A 24,027-nucleotide genomic window follows, 5' to 3' on the forward strand; every position below is an offset into this window, starting at 1 on the left:
GTCAATCTTCGGGATAGGGAACGAAAATAAAACGGGTAAAATCCGAGTCGATCACAAACAGACAGGCAAATTCTGCCGGGTCTTTAAAGTTCTCTTTAAACATCTCCTCGCCGTCTTCTCCGATGATCTCACGCTGGAGAAATTCTTCGAGAAAAGTCGCCGAATAAAACCATTCGTTGTGATTCATTTCACCCCGCGCGATGAGTACGGTACCGAGCGTCTGCGGTTCACGGCAGGCCACGAAAATCGGGTATTCCGAAAATCCTCGCCGGCGGATCTGGTGTGAGGCTTCCTGAATAAACTCGGCTACCTTCACGAAATCAGCCGTGATGATGCCGAGGTATTTCCCGCTCAGCTCAGGCGAGTTCGGGGCATTGGATAGTGCTTCGGGTTCGTCGATCATGACAAAAAAAGTAGGACAGATTACCGCCTGGCGGCCAGGAGTAATCCCAGGTCTTTGTATCTCAGGTTAAACAGCCGGGCGATGTGCGCATTGGTAATCGACCCGTTGTGACAATAAACGCCTTTCATGAACCACTTGTTGGCGAACATCATTTCCTCGATGCCGCCAAGGGTACCGGTTTGGAGCAGAAAAGGCGTAAATACGTTGCTCAGCGCGATGGACGCTGTATGTGCGACCCGGCTGGCGATATTCGGCACGCAATAATGAATGACGCCGTGCTTGCGGAACATAGGCTGCCGGTGCGTCGTCATCTCGGACGTTTCCACGTTTCCGCCCTGATCGATCGAGACGTCGATGATAACCGAGCTCGTGCGCATGCGGGTCACCATTTCTTCCGTCACGATCATCGGGCTGCGGCCTTCTTCCCCGCGCATGGCGCCGATAACGACGTCGGCCTGCTGGACGGCATCTGCCAGTTGCTCGGTATGAATCACACTGGTATAGATCGGCTGCCCAACGGCATAACGCAGGCGCTGCAGGCGGTACATATCCTTGTCGAACACCTGTACCTGCGCCCCGAGCCCGAGGGCCATACGGGCAGCGTATTCGGCTACGGTTCCGGCTCCGACGATCACGACTTTGGTCGGCGGAACACCCGTAATACCTCCCAGGATAATTCCCTTACCCTGGTGAACGCCGGAAAGGTATTCAGCAGCGATCATCATGACGGTACTGCCGGCGATTTCGCTCATGGTCCGGATAATGGGCATAGCGCCGGATTTGTCTTCGATGAATTCGAAGGCAATGGCCGTAACCTGCTTTTCGTTCAGGGCACTGAAGTACTCCTGTGTACGGTTGGGAATGGTCAGGGCGGAAATCAGGGTACTGCCCCGGCGAAGGTACCGGTATTCGGCCTCGGTGACGGGCTCCACCTTCAGAATCACGTCGGCGGCATAGGCCTCTTCCGGCGAGTACACGATGCGGGCGCCGGCTTCCCGGTAATCATGATCCGTGAACTGCGCGCCTTCTCCGGCTCCGCTTTCCACGACGATATGGTGTCCGTTCCGTACCAGCAGGCGAACCGCTTCGGGCACTAAAGCGATGCGGTTATCCAGAAAAGACACCTCCTTGGGTAATCCGATCTGCAGCGAGTGCCGCTGATTTTTGACGGGGGCAAGTTGTTCCTGAGGATACAACAGCGTCTGCTGGGCCAGTGATTCAAAATCGGACTGCTGCACTTGCGGGACACTCATGATGAGGTAGTTAACTAGGTAACTAAACCTGGTAGTATGCGTTCGGGTGATGTTTGCGCGGGGAATCCAGGTGCCTGATCTCCTGTTTGGGAGCCGGGCGACTGACCTTCCGGACACACAAAGATAGACTTTTACAAGAAACGTGCCTGTCCAACTTTTCCGGGCGAAACAAACTCTATCCGCCGGTTTGGGGTTATCCCGTTGACAGTGTTTAACTTGGAAGAAATTCCCGGCAGGGACTTAACCATTTTGCTATGAAGGGATACCGGTTTTCTGAATTTGTTCCGGTCGTGGAACAAGATTCGCAGAAAGCAAAGTTCGATCAGCTGCTGGATATCTTCAACCAGCTGCTGACGATGACCAGCGGTGATGTCTCCCAGGCTATGGCATGGCTCACTCAGCTGGACAAACAGTACAAACTTACCGACGAAAATTACGGCATCGGGGATTTCTTCGACGACCTCAAACAGAAGGGGTATATCACCGAACAGCCGGGCGACGGCGAAGTCGTTCTGACACCCAAAGGCGAGCAGTCGATCCGGCGGCAGTCGCTCGACGAAATCTTCGGCAAGCTCAAAAAATCCCGCGCCGGCGGCAACCACCGCACGCCTCATGTGGGAACGGGCGACGAAGCTACCTCCGACCGCCGGTCCTTTCAGTTTGGTGATTCGCTCGAACAGATCGCGATGACAGAGTCCATCCGGAACGCCCAGATCAACAACGGCATAGGTGAATTCCGGATGACTGAAAACGACCTCGAAATCGTTGACACGGAGTACAAGGCCCAGACGAGTACTGTGCTGATGATCGACATCAGCCACTCCATGATTTTGTACGGAGAAGACCGCATTACACCGGCCAAAAAGGTCGCAATGGCGCTTTCCGAGCTGATCATGACGAAGTATCCGAAGGACACGCTCGACATCATCGTCTTCGGTAACGACGCCTGGCAGATTCAGGTCAAGGACCTCCCCTACCTGGAAGTCGGTCCGTATCACACCAATACGGTGGCCGGACTGGAACTGGCGATGGACTTGCTGCGACGCCGGAAAAACAAGAACAAGCAGGTCTTCATGATCACCGACGGCAAGCCGACATGCCTGAAAGAAGGCATCCGGTATTACAAAAACAGCTTCGGGCTGGACCGCAAGATTCTCAACAAAACCCTCACGCTGGCGGCGCAGTGCCGGCGGCTGAAGATTCCGATTACCACGTTCATGATCGCCCGGGACCCGTATCTCCAGGATTTTGTCCGGAAGTTTACCGAAACCAACAACGGGCGGGCATATTATTCCAGCCTGAAAGGGCTTGGAGAGTTCATTTTCGAAGATTTTGAACGAAACCGGAAGAAGAATGTGCGGTAAATCAGACCATCACCTGGCTTATCTACGACTTGTATGACGACGATTCAGCTATCAATCGAAGAAGAAAAATTACAGCAACTGGAGTTAAAGGCGGAGGAACAGGGAATTACTGTCGACGCCCTCCTCCAGAAGACCATCTCAAGCCTTCTTGAGACAGCAGAAGAACGAAAAAAACGCCTGATGAGAGAGGTCGTTGATCAGAATCTGGAGCTTTACAAACGTTTGGCGTAGTCATGACAATTACCATCAGAGACCTGATTGAGCTTCATGACTACGTAATCCAAAAATCAGGCGGAGCGACGGGTATTCGGGACCATCGAAGTCTTGAAAGCGCTATCCACCAGCCTTTTATGTCGTTTGGCGGAGAACCGCTATTTCCGGATGTCAGATTGCAGGCCGTCGCTCTCTGCTTTTATCTTGTGACCAGTCATCCTTTTATAGATGGAAACAAGCGGATCGGGCACGCCGCGATGTTGCTGCTGTTGAAACTAAATGGATTTGAATTCATCGCACCGATTGCCGACCAGGAAAAGGTTATGCTTGATCTTGCAGCAGGACTTCTTGACCGGGAAGAATTTTCAAACTGGGCCTTAGCTCATATTTTCTCAGTTGAAGGAGCATAGATCCTGGCTACTTGCATTACTCAGTTGCCCATAGCGCTTCTGATTTTCCACATCAAAACCACCATTAATGTCCTATTTCACGCTTTCTTCCTCCGACAAACTAACCCTCCGGACGCTCGGCCAGCTCAAGGCCGCAGGGTATCAGCCCGAGTCCGTCAAAGACGAATTGCGCCGTAACCTCATCGCCCGGCTGCGTGCAGGAGAGCCGGTTTTCCCCGGTGTGTATGGATACGAAGACACCGTTATCCCCGACGTGGAACGGGCACTTCTCTCCCGCCACCATATCAACCTCCTCGGTCTCCGGGGACAGGCCAAAACCCGCATCGCCCGGTTGATGGTCGGATTGCTGGATGAGTATATTCCCGTCGTCGAAGGCTCCGAGCTGAACGACGATCCGCTTCAGCCGCTATCCCGTTATGCCGTGGACCTCATCGCCGAAAAGGGAGACGACACGCCGATTACCTGGCTGCACCGTGACGAGCGCTACACCGAAAAGCTGGCCACACCTGACGTATCCGTTGCCGACCTCATCGGCGATGCCGACCCGATCAAGGCAGCGACCCTCAAACTTCCCTATTCCGACGAGCGGGTAATTCACTTCGGACTCATTCCACGCTCACACCGGGGTATCTTTGTCATCAACGAATTACCTGATTTACAGGCCCGTATCCAGGTATCCCTGTTCAATATCCTGCAGGAAGGAGATATTCAGATCCGGGGTTTCAAGCTGCGCCTGCCGCTGGATATTCAGTTTGTTTTCACTGCCAACCCGGAAGATTACACCAACCGGGGCAGTATTGTAACGCCGCTGAAAGACCGGATCGACAGCCAGATTCTGACGCACTATCCGAAATCCCTGGAAATCGGAAAGCGTATTACCCGGCAGGAAGCCCTGGTGAAGGAAGGGCAGGAAATCGTCACCATCAACGAGTTGACGGAAGACCTCATCGAGCAGATTGCCATTGAAGCGCGGGCCAGCGAATACGTTGACGCCAAGTCCGGCGTCTCGGCCCGTATGACTATTTCTGCTTTTGAAAACCTGATCTCAACGGCCGAACGGCGCGCGCTGCTCAACGGGGAAACGAGCACGTACGTCCGACTGTCAGATTTGTATGGGGTCATACCAGCCATCACCGGCAAAGTGGAACTGGTATACGAAGGCGAAGTGGAAGGGCCGTACATCGTGGCGATGAACCTCGTCAGCAAGGCTATTAAAACCCAGTTTCTCAACTACTTCCCGGATCCGGAAAAGCTTAAAAAGCAGATTAAGAATAAAGCCAATCCCTATCAAAAGGTACAGGACTGGTTCAGTGAAAATCACCTGGATTTACTCAGTGATTTGACCGAAAAAGACTACCGGAACCGCCTGTTGACGATTGACGGGCTGGATGAATTTGTCGAACAGTTCCAACCCTCTGCCGAAGGCGACGAGAAGCTCTTCCTGATGGAGTTTGTCCTGCACGGAATGGCTGAGTTTTCGCTGCTGAGCAAAAAGACGCTCGACCAGGGGCTTCAGTTCAAGGACCTGACAGACAGCCTGATGGCGGGTCTGGACTTTGGGGAAGATGAGGATGACGAGGAGGAGGATGACGAAGATTTCAGAAGAAGATAGTCTGTGAAGTCTGTGTAGTCCGTGAGAAATTTAGCTCACAGACTACACAGACTTCACAGACTATCACGGATGTTGGTCACAATACTCTCTCAGCACATCCTTATCACTTTTGAACGCAAACTGATCATACACCGATTCAAAATCAGACCGGTTGTCTACATAATCCCACCCCAGTTTCGCTACTTCCAACCGTTCCTGCGTTTCAGAAAACTGCTTCAGAATCGTATTCAGTTGCTTGACGGAAAAACCCTGTCTTGGCAACGTTTTCTTCGCAAAATCGAGGCGTTTGCCTGCTTCGGTACGTTTCAGTGCTTCCTGGTACTGAAAGAATTCATCTTCGCTCATGACTTCTCCGCGGGAAGTTCGGCCGCCGGTATCCGGGCTGGCAGACTTGTCCGGATTAGCCGGAAGCAACCGGCCGTCGGTATCCGGCTGGCTGTTTTGCTGCGGATCGTCTTTCCGGAAAGATGGCAGATCGTCGTCCGGCGCCGGCTGATTGGGGCTGTTCTGCCAGTCGGGCAGCGTTCCGCCGTTGTTGCCGTATAGCGGATACGTTCCTCTGACGCGGAATCCCCATTGCGGGTGGAGCAGGGCCATGGTCCGGGTATCGGGCCGGAGGTTGACCCACTGACGGGTCAGGAGGTAATTTCCCCGGTAAAACAACACCTGTGCCTGACCGGGTCGCAGGTCGAAGAAGCGAAAGCGGCCAGTAGCATTGGTGATGGACTGATCGTTTACCACTACCGTCATCCGGCTTCCGGCCGGCGTTTCGATAAACAATTCAGTATCAGCGATAGCCGCGTTTGCCGTCAGCAAACCCAGCCCGAACAGGACAAATCGAATGGGCGTTTTCATAGCATGTGATATCTGCCTTCAAACGAACAAAAAGGTAGGATTCGTACCAAGTTTCGGGCGTTAAAAAGAGCTAAAAAACGACGGTGTGGAGACGCCTGCAGACATAAAGCCAATGCCGTATTTGTCAATAATGTCGTGATAGTCATCGGCAAACCTTTTTGGGAGTTCTGTTTTCACCGGTCAGATACTAAAAATCAGGGATGTTAGTTATTACCAAAATCTATTCCCTGCAACCCGATGATCAAGGTTATCCCCCTGCTCCTGTTGTCCATCGCCACACTAGCACAACCAGCGGTGATCCGATTTGCCAACGGGCACTCCTTTAACGGTCGCTTTTCAATTACGCCGAACCAATCGATCGGCCCTATGCCGTATCCGATCACCTGGCATGATTCGTCTTCTTCCCGACCTATCGAATCAAAAGCCGATACTCCGAGGCCGCCGCTGACGCTTTCACCGGAGGGGAGTTCGGCAGTATTTTCCCATTCGTTGAATCACTTTGATTACGTCGATTTTCCGGTCCGGCCAGGGGATACGCTGACCATTACCTATCTTCCGGAGGGGCTGACTGTGCGCAACAAACAGGGGCTCTTTTATCCGGGCGTATTTGCTGGCCCTGTTGCACCCGGTGAGTACTCAGCCCTGGGCGTCTACCGGAACCCCTATCTGCTCGTCAGGAAGCGGCTGACGCTGCGCCATCCCAACTGGTCCAAATTTACCCCGGAAGACAAAGAGCGCAGAAAACGACAGGAAGTACTTCAGGTACGGAAGGAGCTCGATACACGTGCCCGGAAAGAAATGCTTGCTGCGGAACAGAGAAACGACTCCCTTCACCAGGCCAATCGTATTCCGGCGTTTCTTTATGCATTCAACCGTGACAAAATCACGCAGGTACGGCGCCGGATCGATGTAGTCGCCGGGGATGTTCCGGACAGTACCCTCTACCAATGGATGGCCTCACATACACCCTGGCAATCAGGGGCGTATGATCAATACTACCTGGAGTTTGTTTCGACAGTTGTAGAAGAAAAACTGGTGCCGACGGTTCCGTTGATCCACAAGAGTTACCTCCGTCCCGACAACCGGGTCATCTTCGACCGGATCGCATCGTCTCCGCTTTTTCCTCCGAAAGACCGAGACGCATTACTCGCCCGCGAATTGGGAGCTATCCGCGAAGACTATTCCAGGCAGGATGTCCAGGCGTACTTTGAAAAATTCAGCCGGCTGGCGTCCGATCCGACGCTGGTCGCGTTCCTCCGCGAAGAGTTTTCTGCATCGCTGGAGTCGGATCGGGTGCCGTCGGAGTCGCTGACGCTCCGAAATACGGCGGGAGTAAAAACCAGTCTGGCGGACATCCTCAACATGCACAAGGGAAAGGTAGTGTACGTCGACTTCTGGGCCAGCTGGTGTGCACCATGCCGGGCGGCATTTCCGGCTTCCGCGGCGCTGCGGAAGGAATTAAAAGACGTTGTATTCCTGTATTTATCGCTGGACGACAGCCCGGCCAAATGGCAGAAAGCGCTGGTTCAGGAGGGCCTTGACACGCACAAGGCAAGTTATCTGGTGCTGAACCCTGACCTTTCCGGATTCATTCGTCAGCAAAAAATTGCTGCCATACCTCGATATATGATTTTCGACAAGAAAGGCAACCTTGCCATTGGCAACGCTCCGGGCGCCGGAAGCCCTGAAACGGCGCCGCTGCTTACGAAGATGACACAGACACCCTGAACTCTCTCAATACCCCAGCTCCCTCACCTTTGGGTCCTTCATCATCTCTGCTATAAACGCCTCGTGATTGGCGCGTTTTCCACGAACCTTCCAGTTGCTGACGATGTATTCCCGGTGTAGGGACTGCGGCCCGCGGCTGCTCGACAGGTTGTATTTTTTGAAAAGGTCGTGGCAAAGGTCGCCCAGCGCGGTAGGATCCTGGTACACAATCCGGTAGCTTCGGGCCAGGTGCAGGCGGTTGAGGCCTTTTTCGACGTAGTGAAAAACAACCAGGATCGTCAGTATCGCAATCGTTCCGAGAACAGACAGCCAGAATTTCCCCTCTCCGATGGCCATACCCAGTGATGATGTCGCCCAGATGGCGGCGGCGGTCGTCAGCCCGGCTACCCGGTCCTGCTCCTTGAAAATCACGCCGGCGCCCAGAAAACCGATACCGGTGACGATGTTGGATGCGATCCGGTCGGTAGACGACGGGTATCCGATTTCCTTGGATATAATCGTGAAGATGGTCGAACCCATGCAAATCAGGGCAAACGTCCGGAGACCCGCCGCCTTTCCGCGTAGTTCCCGCTCGAGGCCGATGGTAATCCCCACGATGAGCGACACGCCCATTTGTAATGCGATGCTGTTTTCAAAGAGGTCCATGCGGTACGTTGGCCGGAGGCTTTTGTAGGCTTTAGGCTATAAGCTGTAGGCTTTAGGCACGGCATTCCTGCTGCCTACAGCTTAAAGCCCCGAAAGTAATCAAAATGCCCGCTCCCGCACAACGGATCGGAAGAGATCCGCGCAGAGAAGCTGTAAGCAACAGGCTTTAAGCTATAAGCAAGACTCATCGCCCTGCCTATAGCTTAAAGCCTATTGCTTACAGCTTATAGCCTATTGCCCGTCTCAGTACCCGTCGTTCTGATACATTTTCGTCGGGTTGAGTTTGTATTCGTCGAACGGAATCGGGTAATAGCGGTCTTTCTTTCCGAAGTTGGAAAGCTTGGCCGTACCGAAATCCGCCTGGGATTTGGACTGCATGTAAGTAGTCAGTTCGTCCGTCGTAAAGAAACGCAGCAGATCGAACCAGCGCTGGTGTTCGAAGGCCAGCTCCACGCGGCGTTCGTGCAGGATAGCGAGCTTCAGCGTCGGGAATTTCTTTGTGTAAACGGCGTCGGTCTGCATGGCTTCGTATGCCGGGCGGGCAGCGCGCTCCCGTACCTGGTTGAGGTAGGTAATGGCCGTTTTGTCGTCGCCCAGGTACAGGTTTACCTCCGCCAGCATCAGGATGACGTCGGCATAGCGCAGCAGAATCCAGTCATTTCCGCCGTAGCCATTGGTACCGGCGGCAGCGCTGACATCGCGGAATTTGGTGATGAAGTAGTCTTTCACCGTCGCGTCATTGGCGTATTTGATGGAGAAGTCCTTCCGCAGATCACCGTCTTCATACTCCTTCACGAGGTCCGGGGTAACGTTTCCGCCAACGCCCGTTCCGGGTTTCTGGGAGTTGATCGTCTCGCCTTTGGCCTGGTTGTTGGCCGCGATGCTGGACGAATAGGTGATGTCTCCCTGCTTATACACGATCTGGAAGATGATTTCAGGATTGGTCGACTTCTTATCCACATTAAATACGTCGGCATAGGGAATCTCCTTCAGCTGCCCGAACGTCCGCATGGTATAGGCCGAGGTCAGGTAGGTTTTCGCCGAGGCGAGATTCGCAGCGCGGTTGGCGGCGTCGAGCGTGGTCGCCATCGTCAGGTATACCTTCCCAAGGAGCGCATGCGCGGCGGCTTTCGATACCCGGCCTTTGGACGCAAGGGGCTGGTGATTCGGCAGCGGACTTTCAGCGGCTTCCTTCAGGTCGGCGACGATGAGTTCGTATACCTTTTCCTTCTTTTCCCGGAAGGTATTGGCGGATACTTCTTCGATGGTATTCAGCTGCTTCGTCACCAGCGGTACATCGCCCCACTTCCGGACGAGGTGGAAGTAGGTCATCGCCCGCAAAAACTTCGTTTCGGCAGCGTAGACAGCCTTTGTATCGTTCGACGCATACTTCACCTTGTCGATGTTATCCAGGATCTGGTTGCACCGGGTGATGGTCGTGTACAGCGCGAGCCAGTGCCGCTTCAGGTACGTGTTGCTCGGGAGGATGGAAAAGTCGTTGAACTGGAAGGGTTCGCCGGCGTTCGACTGGTTATCATTCCGGCCGGTATCGTCCGAGCGTTCGTCGGTATACAGCCCGGAGTTTTCACCGAGGCCGTCGCCGCTGCGCAGCGACTGGTATGCACCGTTGACGGCGAGGAGCACGTCGTTCTCCGTTTGAAAATATGTCCCTGCCGGGATGGAGTTCGGGTCGTTTTCGACCAGGAATTTCTCTCCGCAGCCCTGCACCGAAAGCATGGCGGCTAATCCCGCGATATAAAAGAGTTTCTTATTCATGTCCAGAATACCTGTTAATCAGAAGCTTAACTTCACACCAACGTTATATGCCCGCACGAGGGGATACTTGCCGTAGTCGACACCCGGCGTCAGGTTCGCGCCGTTGTTGTAGTCTACTTCGGGGTTATAGCCCTTGTACTTCGTGACCGTAAAGACATTGTCCACACCTACATATACCCGGGCGCTGGTCAACCCCTTGATCAACCCGCCGGGCAGGGTATAGCCTACGGTCAGGTTGGTACAGCGGAGGTAGGAACCGTCCTGGAGGTAGAAGGTCGACAGACGGGTACTATTGCTCTGAGTACCCCCGCGGGAAGCGCGGTATACCTGGCCGTTGCCGGGTTCGGCCTCCGAGCGGTAGCGCTGCGCCACGATCGAGTACTGGTTGCCCGAGCCTTCCATGTTGTAGAGGTAGTAGTCCTGGCCGTCGAGTACCTGGTTGCCCTGCGAGCCGTTGAAAGAGGAGCTGAAATCGAAGTTTTTATAGCTGGCGTTGATCGCAAAACCATAGGTAAACTTCGGATACGGGCTGCCGATGACCGTTTTGTCGGCATCGTTGACAACTCCGTCTCCGTTGACGTCTTCGAAATACAGGTCACCCGGCTTGAGGGTATTGCTGGAAGCCGTGGAGCGGGCCGGGCCTTTCAGTACATATCCCTGCGGGAACGACTGGGTAGCCGAGTTGTAATTCGCATTGTCGATAGCAAGGTTTTCCACGTCCTTCTCCCGTACCATGCCTTTCACTTTGAAACCGTAGAACATACCAATGGGCTGACCAGTCTGGGTAATGTGCGTCAGGTACGAACGCTCGGCGCCGTTGGTGATGATGGTACTCGCGCCGCCCATGTCGAGGACCTTGTTCCGGTTGACCGAGATATTTCCGCTGATGTTCAGCTTGAAACTACCCTGCTGGATCACGCGGGCATCTACCTGGAGGTCAAGGCCTTTGTTTTCCACTTTGGAATCACGGAGGTTCGTCAGGATACTGGCGGAACCGGATACAGCCGACAGCGGCTGATTGAACAGCAGGTTGTACGACCGGCTGATGTAGTAGTTGGCGATGACGAACAGACGGTTGTTGAGCAGACCAATATCGGTACCGAAGTTAAACTGCGAGGTCGACTCCCAGCCCAGGCGCGGGTCGCGAATGGTTCCCGGCCAGATCGCCGTCGCAATCGTATTGTTACCGAAGACCACACCGCCCGGGTTCGACATCACGGCCTGCGCGTTGTAGTTCCCGATGTTGTTGTTACCGCTCAGCCCCCAGCTCGCACGGAGTTTCACGGAAGAACCGGCTCCGAGCCAGTCGTGGTAGAAGGATTCTTTCGACAGTGCCCAGCCCAGTGACACCGACGGGAACATCCCCCAGCGGTTCAGCGCGCCGAAGCGGGAAGAGCCGTCGCGACGGAAGGATACCGTTGCGAAATACTTTTCATCAAAATGATACCCTACCCGCGCCAGGTATGAGAGCAGCGTCCAGGCTTCCTTACCCGAACCGGAGTTGAGCGTGAAGAAGGAGGCGTCCGCACCTTTTCCGGTGATTTCCGGGATGCGGTCACCCGTAAAACCCTTGGCACTCACGCTGATCAGGTCGCTTTCAAACTTCTGCGCGGTATACCCGGCAAGGGCATCGAGGTTATGCTTGCCAAACTGCTTGTTATAGGTCAGCATGAACTCGGCCAGTTTGTCGACCTGCGTGATTGTTTGCGCGGTAGCCGTTGCAGCGGCAATAGCCTGCGGCGATCCGGGGGCGTTGGTACCGCTGGAAAGGGTTGTCGGGAGGTAGTAGTCGTACTTTTCGTTGTACGTCTGCATACCCAGGTTCACCTTGGCAAACAGGCCGGGCATGAGTTCATAGGCGGCGTTGCCATTGTAGTAGCTTCGGAGGCCTTTTCGGCGGATCTGCGTTTCGGTGGCGAGGGCAACCGGGTTCTCAATCGTCTGATAACCATAGGCGGCAGACTGAGACGACGCTTCGAATTTCGACAGCGATCCGTCCTCGTTCCGGGCCTTGAAAATCGGCATGTAGATGAGTGCGCCGAGGATCGGTCCCTTGTCAAAACGGCCTTCCTGTACCTCACGGTTAGCATTAGACGTCAACGCCAGACTGGCGCCGATTTTCAGCCTTTTCGATACCTGCGCATCGATATTGGCGCGGAGGTTCATCCGCTCCTGACGGGTGCTGACGATGATCCCCTCCTGGTTGAGGTACCCGCCGCTGACAAGATAACGAACGCCGTCTTTCCCACCCGAGAAGGTCAGGTTGTGGCGCTGTACCGACGCCGACCGGTAGAGTTCGTCCTGCCAATCGGTGTTGTACTTCGGCTTGATCATTTTCTGGGAAGCAAAGTCATACAGCTCGGTAGGAATACTGACCGAACTGGCGCTGCCAACGCGGGAGATACGGGTGGCGTTGTCGTCCGAATACATCCCGTCGTTCCAGGCTACGCCTTTTCCGAGGACGAGGTCCTTGTAGGTATTGTTGCGTCCGTCGATCACCAGCTGGGCAAACTGATCGGCGTTGAGCAGGTCTACTTTTTTGGAAAGCTGGTTAAGCCCATACTGGAAATCGTAGTCCAGCCGGCCTTTGCCTTCCTTGCCGCGTTTGGTGGTAATGAGCACGACCCCACCCGCCGCGCGGGAACCGTAAATCGCAGCCGAAGCGGCATCTTTCAGGATGTCAATTGACTCAATATCATTGGGATTCAGGAAAATATCGTTACCGGCCGGATACCCGTCGATCACATACAGCGGATCAGAGCTGGCATTGATCGAGCCGACACCCCGCACCCGGATCTTGGTGCTGACATATGGCGCGCCGCTGACCTGGGAGACCTGCACCCCGGCTACTTTGCCGACCAGCGCCTGGCCGACCGTCGGCGTAGACAGGTTCAGTTCTTTCGCCTTGACGCTGGAAATAGCGCCGGTTACGTCGCTTTTCCGCATGGTGGAATAGCCGACGGCGACGACTTCGCTGAGGTCGTGCGCGGCGGCGTTCAGTTGGACGTCGATCACCTGCTGGGCGCCGACGGTAATTTCCTTCGTTTCGAAACCGACAAAGGAAAACACCAGCACATTGCCGGCTTCTGCATCAATGGCATAGCGACCGGATGCATCCGTCACCGAACCTTTGGTTGTGCCTTTCCGGAGGACCGTCACCCCCTGAAGAGGCTGATTGGCTTCATCCCGGACTATTCCGGTGATGCGAACGTCGGCCTGGTGGCGATGCACCGGGGCCGGAACAGCGGAAACGGGTTTGGCTGACAGTCCGGCCGAGGCCAGAACCATCCAGCAGAGCAGTACACGTTTTTGCATGGAGATTGAGAAAGGGAAAAAGAAAGACCCGCCCGCCGCACCTGCGACGGGAATTTATATGGTATGGAGGGGTTGACGGGGTTAGGGGGTTTTAAGCTATAGGCTGTAAGCTGTAAGCCATAAGCAGTGGTGACCGAAGCGCAATGCTTATAGCTTAAAGCCTACAGCTCAATAACATGCACATTCCGTTTCCGCGACGATGTCACGGCAATGCCGTCTTTGCCTCCGGGCAGGAGAACGAAGCCTTCCAGCTCGTCCGCCGGATCGAAATCTATTACGCGGAGGACGTGTTCTTTTCCTTCGGCAATTGACTTGTCGAAGTCGAGGAAGGTCAGGCGCCAGCGCCGTCCTTCTACCTGGTTCTGGACCAGCACCAACTGGCGCTTTTCCGGAATCCAGTGCAGGTTCTGCACAAACGGTGAGCAGGTGAAGCGGGCGTATACCAGTCCCGGCTCGCTCGTCTTTTTCGCACTTTTCAGTTTTTCGGGACGATAGAGCCGGACTTGGTTACCATTGTTACCATAGTCGGCCGTGGCCACGTAGACATGGCCTTTGTAGTCGATGTATTCCGGGCGGGTACCCTGAATACAGGCGTCGTCTTCAATGGTATTCAGCAGGTTTCCCTGCAACTTTCCGATTTTCCAGAGGCCCGGCCAGTCGACGCAACTGATGACGGCCTTCCAGCGGGTACCTTCCTTATTCAGCCGGATGCTGTTTCCGATGAAGGTCGGGTACCCCTCTCGGATCGCGAAACCCGTCGGATGACCGATCACGTCGGTAGTATCAATCGAAAATTTCACTTCCCGGCCGGTGTAAACCAAGCTGTCGCCCAGCCGGTTGTACTCGCGTACCATGCCTACTTCCCGGTCTCCGTAGAGATACACGTTTCCTTTCTGCATAGAAACGCCCTGGCAGGCGCCGAGTGAATCGACGGTCAGCGTCCGCCGGATACTCGCCTGACCGAGACAGGCAACGGGAAGCAGGAAGAAAAGAATCGTTTTCATTACAGGGCGCAAAGAAAATGCGGGTAGGTTACCGGAAAACCAAGCCAGCGTTACCGAATTGTTAACCTGCGGTTTGTCCCCTGAAGTTCTTGAATTAGTTCTATTGCCTGTTAATGGCGGGGTAAAATGCCTGTAAAGCCGGTTAAAATGAGAGAAGCGGATGAATAGACTAATTTCCTATTTGTCTGTGTCGTCTGTGAAGTCTGTGAGAAATAATCGCTCACAGACTTCACAGACGACACAGACAAAGCATCAGGCAAGCCTAGTACTCCCATGCCCTTTCCTCATGCGAAAAGGCCGTCCCAAATAATGGAGACGGCCTTCCTATCGCGTGTATATCTTCTTACTTCACATCAAACCACAACTTCGTCGTCAGCAGATCAGCGCCCTGCGCGGAAACGGCCGCTTTATAACTGTTGTTATTGAGGGCCTGCTCGCCTACGGGATAGGTCAGGCGTACCGGCATCTTTCCGTTCAGTACGCCGGCATAGGCGGGCTTGAGTTCGGGGTAGTCGAGGCGTCTCCATTCGGCGAAGGCTTCGAGGCTTTCTCCGAAAAGCGCCAGCCACTTCTGCTCGCCGATCGATTTCTTATAGTTGGCCTTGTCGTATGCCACAGCCGGTTGTGCGAGGTACTTCGCGATGTCGTCGGCTGTTACCCTGAACTGCTGGAGAGAAGCCGTCACTGCCGCTTTGTACAGAGCCGCCGCATCGTCCTGGATGTATCCGCGCTGGGCGGCTTCTGCCAGGTTGAAGAGTACTTCGGCATAGTTCAGGAATACCGCCGGAGATGTCGCCGTGGTGAAGTAATCGCCCAGCTTCGACGTTTTGGAGAACCCGAGACGGGCCGCAGAGTCCGCCGGCAGTCCGTTCGTCACACCGATATAACCCTGCGGGGTATAATCAGCTGTTTTATTGGCGAATACCGGCAGGCGGGGATCATTCAGTTGCACGAGCTTATCCACAACCGTCTTGCTGACGCGGTAATCGTCACGCGTTTCCCGGTCGCGGGCAACGGGGTTCTGGTTCGGAGACGACTGGTAAATCAGCTGAGCGGTTTCGTCGTTCGACGCGATCAGGTCCGCTTTGCTCAGGCTGGCGATGACGCTCTTCGCCGTCGCGTCATCGCGGTCAGCGATACGCAGCGCTACACGCAGGCGCAGGGAGTTGGCAAACTTCTTCCAGCGGCTCAGGTTTCCATTGTAGACAATATCGCCCTTGATGGGGTTATTCCCGCTGACGTCGATGAGGTCTACTGCTTTTTTCAGGTCCGCCAATACGCCGGCATACACATCCTTCTGGGCGTCGTACTGAGGCGTCAGGTAGTCGTTGATGCGGAGGGCCTGGCTGTAGGGAACGTTTCCGTACAGGTCAGTCAGCAACTGAAACGACCAGGATCTGAGGATCAGACCAACAGCCTGGTAGTTCGGGTTCTTCGTCTGCTCACCGATTTTGATGATTTCGTTGAAATCGGTCAGTCCGAGGGAGTACAGGTTCGTCCAGACGTTCTGGATGTTCGTCGTGCTGGTGGTGTACTTATCCACATCCGTATACTGAATCTTCGCCCAGTACTGAATGAAGAGCGTCGTCGTCTCCATCGACGCGTCAGAACCCAGGATCAGGTCGGCATTGGACTTGATGGCATTCGCCAGCAGGTAATCCGGCTGCGCCGTCGTCGTCTCGTTCGGGTTCTTGTTGATGTTCTCCAGCTCACTCTTGCAGGCAGTCAGCCCGGCAGAGAGGGTGAGGAGGTATAGCAGGTATTTTTTCATCTCTATGGATTTTTTCGGTTTTCGGTTTTTGGTTTTCTGTTTTCAGTTGTGTCGCGAAATCCAACTGAAAACAGAAAACCAAAAACCGAAAACCACTTTAGAAGCTTACATTCAAATTCACCCCATAACTTCTCGTTGTCGGGAGCTGGAGGGATTCGAGGCCCTGGCCGTTGCCGGTATTGAAGGCGGTTTCGGGGTCGATATTGGGCGTATTTTTCTGCAGGAATGCCAGGTTACGGCCCACCAGCGATACGGTCACACCCTGGAGGTACACGCGGCGTACCCAGTCTTTGGGCAGGGCATAGCTGAAGCGTACTTCGCGCAGCTTGATGAAGGAAGCGTCAAATACGCTGGCTTCCTGAATACCGGCGCTGTTGCTGTAAACAGCCTTGTAGTACCGCTCCGCGGGAACGATGACCTTGTTGGCAGAACCGTCGGCGGCTACGCCGTTGAAAATCATCCCGTCCTGGTACACGCGCTCGCCGTTGGGCGTCGCGGCTGTCGGGTTTGCTACCTGTACAGGTGCTGTCGACGCGTTGTTGCCGGGGTAATAGTAGGAAAGTCCGCCATGCTCGGCATCACGACCGGGCAGGGTCGAAGCGAGTACACCCGTATACCGGCCGGTTGCGTTCGTAGCCGAGTACAGTTGACCACCCTGCTTCGTATCAATCAAAACACTCAGGTTAAAACCCTTGTAGCTGAAGGAGTTGGTGATCCCACCCATCCATTTCGGCGTGTAGTAACCGAGGGTCTGGAGGTTTGCGTCTTTTACAGGCAGGCCGTTGGCGCCGACGATGATCTCGCCTTTGTCGTTCCGGCTGTAGGCCGTTCCGTAAAGAGAACCATACCGCTTGCCGACGCTCGCGAGGGTGGTTACGCCGCTGGTCGCGAGTTTGTAGTCGTTCAGGAAACCATCTTTATCCAGTGCAATTACCTTGCTGATATTCCGGGAGAAGTTGACCGTTACATCCCACTGGAAGCCGTTTGCCAGCTTCACAGGCGTCGCGTTAACCAGCGCTTCAATACCGCGGTTGTTGATATGCCCCGCGTTGAGCAGTTTCTGCTTGTAGCCGGTCGACGGGCTTACGTCTGCCCGGAGAATCTGGTTGTATGAATCCGTCTGGTAGTAGCTCACATCCAGGCGGATACGGCTCTTGAGGAAGGCAAGCTCCACCCCTACTTCACTCGAGCGGGTGATTTCCGGCTTGAGGTTGGTATTCAGGAGTACGTCGCTCACGGTCAGCAGCGGATAGCTGCCGAACGGCTGATTAAACGGATAGGTATTCACCAGCTGGTACGGGTCGGTATCTTTCCCTACCTCAGCCCAGCCCCCGCGGATCTTGGCGAAGGAGAGCCAGTTGGTCCGGATGTTCAGGGCATCGGTCAGTACCACGCTGGCATTGACAGACGGGTAGAAATAGGAATTGCTGGCTCTGGGGAGGGTCGACGACCAGTCGTTCCGTGCCGTCGCATTCAAAAACGCGAAGTTGCGGTACCCGAGCTGAGCGGAAGCATACGCACTGTAAATCCGGCGCTTGCTGAAGATATTGTAGGATACCAGCGGATCGCGGGAGTTGTTGAGCGTGTACAGGTCCGCTACTGCCAGGCGGGGCGCCTGCTGGTAATTCTGTTCGTTGAAATTGGTCCGGACGTTGCCGCCGACGAGCCCGTCGAGTTCAAAGTCTTCGTTCAGTTTCTTCTTGACATTCAGGGCAAAATCGGTGTTGTTTTCGCTTACGACATACGCGTCTTCGGTATAGGAGCCATACGGCGTGCCGTTGGTACCATAGGATACCCGGAACTTGCGTTTGTCGGTGTAGAAGTCGTTTCCGGTACGCACCGTCGCCGACAGCCAGTCCGTAATCCGGTAGTTCAGGTTCACGTTTCCGAAGAAGCGGTCCCGGCGCTGGCCCGTCGTATTTTCATACAACAGCAGGTACGGGTTACTGTAGTAGCTGTGGTTCCAGTTGAAGTCGTTTTCGCCATTGGCGCGGTAGTTGCGCAGCAGCCCGGTATCCACCTGGCGGCCAAACCAGAGAAATTGCAGCATCACGCTGTTTCCGCGGCCGGACAGCCCCGGCAGGTTGTCTGACTCGGAGCGGATGAAGTTAGCGCTCGTATTGATCGTCAGCCGGTCGTTCAGCCGGTAAGAAGCGTTGACAGCGAACGAGTTTTTCGTAATACCCGTATTCGGAATGACGCCGGTTTGCTTCGAATTATTGAAGGAAAAACGGTAGTCAAATTTGTCATCCGAACCGGCTACAGAGAGTCCGAGGTTCGTTGTATGACCTTTTACGAAGAAGTTCTTGACGTTGTCAGGATGCGCGACGAAGGGCACCGCCTCTCCTTTCGAGAAAAACTGCGGCAGCAGGCGGCCATCCATGCGGGGGCCCCAGCTTTCGTCGGTGCCGTCGTTCAGACCGCCGCCTTTTCCGTCTTTGTACGAAAACAGTCCGCCCGTTCCCTGGCCGAATACGTTCTGGTAATCCGGCAAAACGAGGAGGTCTTCAATGGTATGGGAAGCGTTGAGCGTCACGCCCAGCCCTTTGCGGGCGGCGCTTTTGCCGCTTTTGGTTTTGATGAGGATGACCCCGTTGGAAGCGCGGGAACCATAAAGTGCGGCCGCGTTGGGACCTTTCAGGACGCTGATCGACTCGATGTCATCGGGGTTGACATCGGCAATGGCATTCGCAAAATCACGTCCGGAACCGATACCGAGCTGGGTATTGTCGACCGGAATACCATCCACCACAAACAACGGTTGATTATTGCCGGCGATGGAGGTTTCCCCGCGGATGACGATCCGGGACGAACCCATATTCCCCTGGCTGTTGGTGATGTTTACCCCGGCTATTTTCCCGGAGAGGGCGTTGACCAGGTTGCCTTCGCGGGCTTCGGAGATGTCTTTCGACTTCAGTTCCTGCACCGCATAACCCAGCGATTTCTTTTCTTTGGTGATACCGAGTGCGGTGACGACAACCTCCTGAAGAGCAGCGTCTTCGCTTTCGAGAGCTACGTCTACCACGGTAGCAGCACCTACCGGAATTTCCACGGCCTTGAATCCGATGAAGGAAAACCGGAGTATGTCGCCGGCCTTCGCCGGGACGGTGTAATGTCCGTCAGCGCCGGAGACCGTTCCGCGGGTCGTTCCTTTGACGAGGACCGTTACACCAACAAGCGGTTGCTGGTCCTGAGAAGCACGGATCGTACCGCTCACCTGCTGAGCGAATGCGGTCCCGGTCTGTACCAGCAGCAATGCCGGTAGCAGCCATTTTAAAAGTCGTTGCATAGAGTAGTAAAGGAAATCAGGAACCGGCTGGGCCGGCAGGTTCGTATGTACAAAAAGTGAGAAGGGGAAAGAACCGTCACGAGGACATTCGGGCGGGACAAAGAAGAGCGTAAATCACGTGTTGCATATTCGTTTTCGGGGAAGTGAATTAAACTACTATTTCTATAGACAAAGTAAAAAACATTATTGTTCCTCTTCCAAACGAATTATTAAAAAAATTATAAAACAGATTCGCATATCGCATGCAACTAACTAGCAATCAGCATTCTATTTGTTTAGCCAAATAAGAATCAGATAATTCAGAAGAAAATTCGCCGGCGACTTTCTACCTGCCAGCGGGAACCGATTACCGGGAAAAACTCTTTATGCTCCCGATTTCCGTTTTAAAACCCTTCATTTTTTAACCTGTCTGCACATGCGTAAATTATTCTCTGTCTCGTACACCCTGACCTCCGTTAATCTTGCGGCATTGGTGCTTCGTCTGGGCTTCGGTATCCTGATGATCAACCATGGATATGGCAAACTGACCAACTTCGCTCAATACCAGCCGAAATTCCTCGACTTCCTGGGTCTCGGCACGGGCACCTCGCTGGGGCTGGCCATTTTTGCCGAGTTTTTCTGCTCGATTTTACTGGTACTGGGCCTGTTTACCCGACTGGCCACGATTCCCCTGATTATCCTGTCACTGGTCATCATTTTCGTCGCCCACGGTGCGGATTTCTTCGGCGAAGCGGAAGCCGGTGCGCACTACCTGGCGGCATATGTGGCGATTCTGCTCCTCGGCCCGGGTGATTACAGCCTCGACCGGGTACTGAACCGCAACGCTTAGTATTTTTCCCTCTTTGTCTGTGAAGTCTGTGTCGTCTGTGAGAAAAAAATTTAGCTCACAGACGACACAGACTTCACAGACTTTTTTTGCCTGCTTTCAATCGGATAGCAGCGGCGCGCATCTATTCCGGCTCTTTCTGTTGATTCTGTGTTTTCTGTGAGAAAAAAATGGGCTCACAGAAAACACAGAATTAACAGAACTTTTTGGGGCCCTCTGGTCGATAAATATGCTTTTTATCAAAAAAGACCCGCCTCCCCTCTTGCAAATTCCAGCTATCACCTCTTTTTTTGTTCATTATTTAGAAATAGTCTAATTATTTACAACACTCCATTCGGTTCTTCCTTTCATGACTGCCAGGAAACTCATCGGTCAGGTACACCTCTGGCTGGGGCTCGCGTCGGGGCTCATCGTTGTCATCGTCAGCCTGACGGGTTGTTTGTATGTCTTTGAAAAGGAAATCCGGGAGTGGACCGAGCCGTATCAGTTTGTGGAAGTGCGGCAGGAGTCGCTTTTGCCGCCCTCCCGCCTCCGGCAGGTTGCGGAGCCGCATTTCAACGGGAAGGCCGCCAAAGCTGTTATGTACCGGAAAGCCGGACTTTCCGCCACGGTCTCCTACTTCGACAAAGAATCCTACCTCCTGGCCTTCGTCGACCCATACACAGGTAAACTCCTGAAAGTCAAAGACATGAACCGGGATTTTTTCCGGGTTGTGCTGCAGGGCCACTACTACCTCTGGCTGCCTCCGGAGATCGGCCATCCGGTCGTCGCGTCGGCTACGCTGGTGTTTGTGATCCTGCTGATTTCGGGGCTTGTACTCTGGTGGCCTAAAAACCTCAATAAGACCAACCGGGATAAGAGCTTTTTTGTGAAGTGGAAAGCCAGTTTCAAGCGCGTCAACTACGACCTGCACAATGTCCTCGGCTTTTATGTCCTGTTTATTGCGCTGATTATCGCGTTTACCGGCCTGGTCTGGGGCTTTGAATGGTTCGCGAAATCTGCGTACTGGGTAACTTCCGGCGGAAAATCCATGCCTGTTGTCAAGCCTGCCCTTTCTGACACCACCCTGACGGCAGGCGCCCAACCGGCAGACCAGCTCTGGCGGCGTCTCACCGGCGGTGCACAGCTGCAGGAAGGATATATCAGCCTTTCCGTTCCTGTCAAACCCAAAGACGTGATCCGGGTAGATCAGAACCCGGAATGGGGCACCTATTACAAACGGCAGATCCGGGCGTATGACCAGTCTTCCCTCGCCGACATCACACCTTCTTCGTCTTTCTCCGAAACCTTTGAAAAAGCCGAAACCGCTGACAAAATCAAACGGATGAACTACGACATCCACGTCGGCGCTATCCTCGGTCTTCCCGGAAAAATCCTCGCGTTTTTCGCCAGTCTCATCTGCGCGACATTGCCCGTTACCGGCTTTTACATCTGGTGGGGCCGGCGGAAGAAGAAAAAGCCGGCTACCGGCGCACACCGCGCTCACCGTCCGGGGCAGGCGCGTCCCGGCTCCCGCCCGCTTCGCCGTCCGGTATTGAAAGATGCCTGATCCGTTTATCGGGGGATACGCCGGTTCATCGGGTACAATCCGGCATTCGGTGAGTCTTTTTTTCCCTGCCCGCGTACCCGCGCGACTTTTGCCAGCAGAATAAAGGACGCCCGCCGTTTGCGGGCCCAATGGCAGAAGTGTTATGGCAAATCGCCTGAGTTCCCGGCAAAAATGGCATCTGGCTACGAGCCTGGCAGTGATCTATTCACTGACCGTGCTCTATACGGTTCTCCCGGGACCGGTCAGAGACCTGCACGGCGTGGTGAAGGTACTGCCTTTCGCTGCCCCGTTCTGCCTGACGACCTGGTTGCTTTTCTTTTTCTGGCTGAGTGCGTCCGACTGGATTCAGGAACGGCTTTTCCGGTATTTCGGGGAAAATTTCCTGCTCGAATTCAGTTTTCCGGCGCAACTCGCCGCTCTGGGCGCCTCGCTGGTATTGGCGCTGGCCTTTAATTTCGCCCTGCATACGCTGGTGAGCTTCGCGATGGACATTGTGTTCTGGTGTTCGCCGCCCCAGCACAATCCCCCGCCGCGGAAGTCCTCCGAAGTCTGGGAATTTGTGGCCCGCGCCAACAATGCCTTCTCGGTCATGATCATGCTGGCGGCGTTTTACCTCATTGCCGCGATCCGCGCTTCCCAGCGCATGCAGGAAATCCGGCTGCGCTCCGAACGCCTGGAGAAAGAGTCGATCCAGGCACAGTTTGTCGCCCTGAAAAACCAGGTTAATCCGCACTTCCTTTTTAATAGCCTGAGTATCCTTTCCTCGGTGGTACATGTCGACGCCGAACTGTCCGAAAAATTCATCGCCCAGCTGTCGAAATCCTACCGGTACATCCTCGAACAAAAGGATAACGAGCTGGTTTCGCTCAAAACGGAGCTGGAATTTGCCGAATCGTATACCTTTTTGTTAAAAATCCGATTCGGCGATAAATTCGACGTCCGCATCGATGTACCCGAAGACGGGCGGCAGGCCTTCCGCATCGCGCCGCTAACCCTTCAGCTATTGATCGAAAACGCGGTGAAACACAACAGCATGTCGGCCCGCGAGCCGCTGGAAGTAACCATCCGGCTGGAAGACCGGACACTCGTCGTCGAAAACAGTCTCCGCCCGAGGCTGCAACCCGAGACATCCACCGGTATCGGCCTGCGGAATATTACCGAACGCTACCGCTTGTTAACCGACCGGGACGTCCGCTACGGCGAAAAAGATGGCCTGTTTGTCGTCCAAATACCTCTGATCGTATGAATGTCCTGATTATTGAAGACGAATACCTGACCGCCGAGCGCCTCGAAGGGCTGCTCCGGAAATACGACCCGGCCATTCAGGTACTGGCCAAGCTGCCGTCGGTTGCCGAGGCCGTGGAGTGGTTTTCGACCCACCCCCAGCCGGACCTGGCCTTCATGGATATTCACCTGGAAGACGGCCTGGCCTTTTCCATTTTTGATCAGCTGACGCTGACCGTGCCCGTCATTTTCACTACGGCGTATGATGAGTACATGATTAAGGCTTTCAAGGTCAACAGCGTCGACTACCTGCTGAAACCCATTGATCCCGAGGAGCTTACTGCTGCGCTGGATAAGTTTAAGACCCTCCGCGCCCCTTCTGCCGATCTCAAATCCATCCTTCATCTGATTCAGAAACCGCAGGAAAGCGGGCTGAAATCCCGGTTCATGATCTCGGTCGGTACGCGTATCAAAAGCGTGGAAATCGCGGACGTCGCGTATTTCTTTTCGGAAGAGAAGATTACCTTCCTCGTCACCCGCGACGGTACCCGCTACCCCATCGAGTATAGTCTCGACAAGCTGACCCAGCTGACCGACCCAAACCAGTTTTTCCGGCTGAACCGGCAATTTCTCGTCGGCTTCCCCGCGATCGATACCATCCATACCTATTCCGCCGGCAAACTGAAGGTAGATCTCAGGCCATCTGCGCGGCAGGAAGTTTTCGTCAGCGGCGACCGGATTACTGATTTCAAGAACTGGTTGGGCCGCTAAAAAACAAAACATCCGATCC

18 protein-coding genes are annotated in these 24,027 nt (G+C 54.4%); 9 read left to right on the top strand and 9 right to left on the bottom strand.

The genetic code is table 11. The features are described 5' to 3' along the window. Window position 1: 1 nt before the first annotated feature. Window positions 2-403 (bottom strand): hypothetical protein, encoded by a 402-nt coding sequence (locus BLR09_RS11010; protein ID WP_093201732.1) that lies wholly within the window; start codon window positions 401-403, stop codon window positions 2-4. 20 nt (window positions 404-423) lie between these two features. Continuing rightward, the gene (locus tag BLR09_RS11015; RefSeq protein ID WP_093201735.1) at window positions 424-1,656 is read right to left on the bottom strand and encodes an alanine dehydrogenase; all 1,233 of its coding nucleotides are present in this window, start codon (window positions 1,654-1,656) and stop codon (window positions 424-426) included. A 254-nt stretch (window positions 1,657-1,910) separates the two neighbouring features. Between BLR09_RS11015 and BLR09_RS11020 the strand changes: the two genes are divergently transcribed. From BLR09_RS11020 to BLR09_RS11035, 4 genes are all read left to right on the top strand, one after another. Further along, on the top strand, window positions 1,911-3,020 hold the full coding sequence (locus BLR09_RS11020) for a vWA domain-containing protein (protein WP_093201737.1): 1,110 nt from the start codon (window positions 1,911-1,913) through the stop codon (window positions 3,018-3,020). Window positions 3,021-3,053: 33 nt separating this feature from the next. Further along, entirely contained in the window at window positions 3,054-3,251 is a 198-nt protein-coding gene (locus tag BLR09_RS11025) for a hypothetical protein (protein ID WP_093201740.1), read from the top strand. 2 nt (window positions 3,252-3,253) lie between these two features. Then, window positions 3,254-3,643 carry a type II toxin-antitoxin system death-on-curing family toxin gene (locus tag BLR09_RS11030; protein ID WP_093201742.1) on the top strand — a complete coding sequence of 130 codons (390 nt, stop codon included), beginning with the start codon at window positions 3,254-3,256 and terminating at the stop codon, window positions 3,641-3,643. Between the two features lie 67 nt (window positions 3,644-3,710). Next, entirely contained in the window at window positions 3,711-5,255 is a 1,545-nt protein-coding gene (locus BLR09_RS11035; RefSeq protein WP_093201744.1) for a P-loop NTPase family protein, read from the top strand. Window positions 5,256-5,318: 63 nt separating this feature from the next. Here BLR09_RS11035 and BLR09_RS11040 read toward each other — a convergent pair whose 3' ends face one another. Next, window positions 5,319-6,110: a proline and serine-rich protein 1 family protein gene (locus BLR09_RS11040; RefSeq protein WP_093201746.1), complete on the bottom strand. Its 792-nt coding sequence runs from the start codon at window positions 6,108-6,110 to the stop codon at window positions 5,319-5,321. A 237-nt stretch (window positions 6,111-6,347) separates the two neighbouring features. Between BLR09_RS11040 and BLR09_RS11045 the strand changes: the two genes are divergently transcribed. Further along, complete coding sequence (locus BLR09_RS11045) at window positions 6,348-7,838, top strand: TlpA family protein disulfide reductase (RefSeq protein ID WP_093201749.1); 1,491 nt, start codon at window positions 6,348-6,350, stop codon at window positions 7,836-7,838. A 6-nt stretch (window positions 7,839-7,844) separates the two neighbouring features. On the opposite strand, the gene BLR09_RS11050 is transcribed toward BLR09_RS11045, so the two are convergent. The 6 genes from BLR09_RS11050 to BLR09_RS11075 form a co-directional block, all read right to left on the bottom strand. Then, the gene (locus BLR09_RS11050; protein ID WP_093201751.1) at window positions 7,845-8,483 is read right to left on the bottom strand and encodes an MgtC/SapB family protein; all 639 of its coding nucleotides are present in this window, start codon (window positions 8,481-8,483) and stop codon (window positions 7,845-7,847) included. 243 nt (window positions 8,484-8,726) lie between these two features. After that, entirely contained in the window at window positions 8,727-10,259 is a 1,533-nt protein-coding gene (locus BLR09_RS11055) for a RagB/SusD family nutrient uptake outer membrane protein (RefSeq protein ID WP_093201754.1), read from the bottom strand. A gap of 18 nt (window positions 10,260-10,277) precedes the next feature. After that, entirely contained in the window at window positions 10,278-13,574 is a 3,297-nt protein-coding gene (locus BLR09_RS11060) for a SusC/RagA family TonB-linked outer membrane protein (protein ID WP_093201757.1), read from the bottom strand. 161 nt (window positions 13,575-13,735) lie between these two features. Next, window positions 13,736-14,578, bottom strand: a complete 843-nt coding sequence (locus BLR09_RS11065) for a hypothetical protein (RefSeq protein WP_093201759.1) — start codon at window positions 14,576-14,578, stop codon at window positions 13,736-13,738. A 343-nt stretch (window positions 14,579-14,921) separates the two neighbouring features. After that, window positions 14,922-16,349 (bottom strand): SusD/RagB family nutrient-binding outer membrane lipoprotein, encoded by a 1,428-nt coding sequence (locus tag BLR09_RS11070; RefSeq protein WP_093201762.1) that lies wholly within the window; start codon window positions 16,347-16,349, stop codon window positions 14,922-14,924. Window positions 16,350-16,446: 97 nt separating this feature from the next. After that, window positions 16,447-19,638, bottom strand: a complete 3,192-nt coding sequence (locus BLR09_RS11075) for a SusC/RagA family TonB-linked outer membrane protein (RefSeq protein WP_093201765.1) — start codon at window positions 19,636-19,638, stop codon at window positions 16,447-16,449. A 415-nt stretch (window positions 19,639-20,053) separates the two neighbouring features. Here BLR09_RS11075 and BLR09_RS11080 point away from each other — a divergent pair, with 415 nt between their 5' ends. The 4 genes from BLR09_RS11080 (at window position 20,054) to BLR09_RS11095 (ending at window position 24,008) form a co-directional block, all read left to right on the top strand. Further along, on the top strand, window positions 20,054-20,467 hold the full coding sequence (locus BLR09_RS11080) for a DoxX family protein (RefSeq protein ID WP_093201767.1): 414 nt from the start codon (window positions 20,054-20,056) through the stop codon (window positions 20,465-20,467). A 346-nt stretch (window positions 20,468-20,813) separates the two neighbouring features. After that, a complete protein-coding gene (locus tag BLR09_RS11085) occupies window positions 20,814-22,013 on the top strand; it encodes a PepSY-associated TM helix domain-containing protein (protein WP_093201770.1) in 1,200 nt (399 codons plus the stop codon). 142 nt (window positions 22,014-22,155) lie between these two features. Then, entirely contained in the window at window positions 22,156-23,259 is a 1,104-nt protein-coding gene (locus BLR09_RS11090; protein ID WP_093201772.1) for a sensor histidine kinase, read from the top strand. Continuing rightward, window positions 23,256-24,008: a LytR/AlgR family response regulator transcription factor gene (locus BLR09_RS11095; protein WP_093201775.1), complete on the top strand. Its 753-nt coding sequence runs from the start codon at window positions 23,256-23,258 to the stop codon at window positions 24,006-24,008. Before BLR09_RS11090 ends, BLR09_RS11095 begins: the two co-directional genes overlap by 4 nt. The last annotated feature ends 19 nt before the right edge of the window (window positions 24,009-24,027 follow it).

Source organism: Siphonobacter aquaeclarae (assembly GCF_900103285.1).
GTDB classification, from domain to species: Bacteria; Bacteroidota; Bacteroidia; order Cytophagales; family Spirosomataceae; genus Siphonobacter; species Siphonobacter aquaeclarae.